3 protein-coding genes are annotated in these 2,541 nt (G+C 55.3%); 1 reads left to right on the top strand and 2 read right to left on the bottom strand.

The window, feature by feature from the left end; all coding sequences use genetic code 11:
* A partial coding sequence (gene folP / locus VAE48_RS15885; protein ID WP_322794317.1) for a dihydropteroate synthase occupies positions 1-694 on the top strand: 694 nt, incomplete at its 5' end.
* Positions 695-751: 57 nt separating this feature from the next.
* Here folP and VAE48_RS15880 read toward each other — a convergent pair.
* Positions 752-1,816, bottom strand: coding sequence for a hypothetical protein (locus VAE48_RS15880; RefSeq protein ID WP_322794316.1), 1,065 nt, complete (start codon positions 1,814-1,816; stop codon positions 752-754).
* A 155-nt stretch (positions 1,817-1,971) separates the two neighbouring features.
* Positions 1,972-2,541 (bottom strand): FIST C-terminal domain-containing protein (locus VAE48_RS15875; RefSeq protein ID WP_322794315.1); only part of this gene is annotated, 570 nt, incomplete at its 5' end.

Below are 2,541 nucleotides of genomic sequence, written 5' to 3'. Positions count from 1 at the left end.
GGATATTGGCGGAGAAAGCACCCGCCCCGGCGCCCAACCCGTCAGCATGGAAGAGGAAATGAGCCGTGTCCTGCCGGTAATTGAGATGCTCGCCGGCCTGGAACTGGATGTCATTCTTTCAGTGGACACCTACAAGGCCGAAGTTGCCGAGGCAGCCCTGCGGGCAGGCGCCCACTGGATCAACAATGTTTGGGGCCTGCGCGCCGACCCGCGTATGGCTGAGGTGGCAGCGCGCTTCAAAGCCGGCCTGATTTTGATGCACAACCGCAGCAAGCCTTCCAATGCCCAATTGCAAGAGCGCCTGGGCGGGCGGTATGTTGGAATGGAATATGACAACCTGATAGAGGATATTCGTCGGGAACTGATGGAAAGCGTCCATCTTGCCCGCCAGGGCGGCGTTGCCGATGAACAAATCATCCTGGACCCCGGTATTGGCTTCGGCAAAACCGTTGAACAAAATCTGGAAATTTTACGCCGGCTGGACGAATTCAAGCAGCTGGGCTTTCCGCTGCTGTTGGGCGTATCACGCAAATCCTTTATTGGCTACACCCTCAACCTGCCCCCCGACCAACGTCTGGAAGGAACGCTGGCAGCCTGTGTGATTGGCATTCAGCGCGGTGCGGACATCTTGCGCGTGCATGATGTGCAGCCCATTGTGCGGGCTGCTCGCATGGCAGATGCAATTTTGCGGTAAATGGAACATCCGCCCCCTGCGACCGGTGCAAGGGGCGGATTTGAGGATATTTATTTTTTAGGGGTAGGTATTGTTCCAGAACCAGTTGAAGGCATAGAACCCCTGCGAGCTGTCCATGCGGATGGCAATCCGCTGGCTGCCCTTCAGGCTTTCGGGAATATCAAAGGTAGCTTCAAAACTGCCGCCGCTGCCGGTATCCTTGCTGCCTACCACCACGCCGCCAACACCTTTGGTGCCGTAAGCGCCCATGCGCACCGTAAAGGTCTGGTCGGGCGGGAAGTTTTTAGCGCTTATCGTCACCTTACTGTCGCGAATCACGGCCTTGATGCTGAAAGTCGGAATACCGCTGTACCCCGGGATGGGCGTGGGAGCAGGTGTGCCGCTGGGGGGTGGTGTTACGCCGCTGCCCGTGCTGTTGTAGAACCAGTTGTAGGCAAAGTAGCCGCCGCTGGCTTCCAGGCGGATTGCAATGCGATCCTTCCCTTTCAACCCCGCCGGGATTTTGAAAGTGGCTTCCAGCTTGCCGCCGCTGCCAGAATCGAGGCTGCCGACCACCGTGCCGTTAACACCTTTGGTGCCGTACTCACCCATCCGCACCGTAAAAGTTTTACCCGCCGGGAAGTTGTTGGTCTTGACCTTCACTTCGTCATCTTTGGTGACCGAAACAATGTCAACCGTTGGGATGCCGGTATAGGGCTTGGAGGGTGTGCCGGTATCCGCGCCGGCCGGGTCGTTGGTGAACCAGTTATAAGCAAAGTAACCGGCCGGACTTTCAATGCGAATCGCAATCAGTTTCAACCCCTTGAGGGAAGCGGGAATATCAAAAGTCAGCTTTTTGCTGCCGCCGCTTTCGGAGTTAAAGGTGCCGGCTACCTCACCGCCCACCCCCTTGGTGCCCATTTTGTTCATCCGCACCGTAAAGGTCTGGTTGGGAGGCAGATTTTTGATCTGAATGGTGACCGATTGATCCTTCTTTACTTCCGTTATGTCAAAGGTCGGATAACCGGAATAGGCCTGAGCCGTCGTCAGCGGCAGGGCCAGCGTCAATACACTGATGACCATCAGTGTCATCATCACACGCAATACAGACCAGCCTGACTTAAGAGTGAGTGAGTTGTTCATGGTTCGATCCCTCCTGGATCAAGTAAAAAAAGTTACAAAATCAGTATAGCAAAAGGTGCTACACGAAACAATAGGTTAAATATAAAGACGCTGAACGATCAAAAAGGTTCCTGAGTCGAGATGATTTCTGAAAAATTCTTCAGATTAAGAAATCGCTACGATTCCCCCTTGAAAACGACCGCCAATGCACCCGAATTTCCTGCCAGGGGCGCAGAAACTTCACTCCCCCGCCAGATATGCCCCAGGGTTGCCACGCCTATCCAGGGCATTTCAGCCGCTGCTTCCTCGATTGCACCGCTCAACTTTGCCGGTTGAGTGCGGAATAGCTCAAACCAGCTGACATCCACCAAAATCATCCCCACACCACCAGCCGAGCCGCCGCCTGCCATTCCTTTGGCGGTCTGAATGGCGGTTTTCAAGGATTGCAAACAGGCAGAAGGATTGCCAACCATCAGCCGCAAGGTACTGCCTTCAGGGATGGCTAAATTCATTCGCAGAGAGCCATCCTCTTCCACCCCCACGGGAGCAGCCAGTACGGCTTCGCTCTGCCCCGTTTCATGGTAAGCCAGCGGGAAAAGCCGCAGCAATTCTTGAAAAGGCGGCTTTCTCCACTCGGCAGGGCTATAACCAAGAATGCTGAAAATTTGTTCGGCTGCCGGCTGACCGTCCAGCTGCATCAGGCGGTGTTCACGGCTGGCGGTAGCCCGAAAATACACCCCGCTATC

The sequence above is a fragment of the Bellilinea sp. genome, assembly GCF_034432615.1.
Lineage (GTDB): Bacteria > Chloroflexota > Anaerolineae > Anaerolineales > Anaerolineaceae > Bellilinea.
The sequence above is the reverse complement of the archived record's forward strand: the minus strand, read 5'-3'. Positions and strand labels throughout refer to the sequence as shown.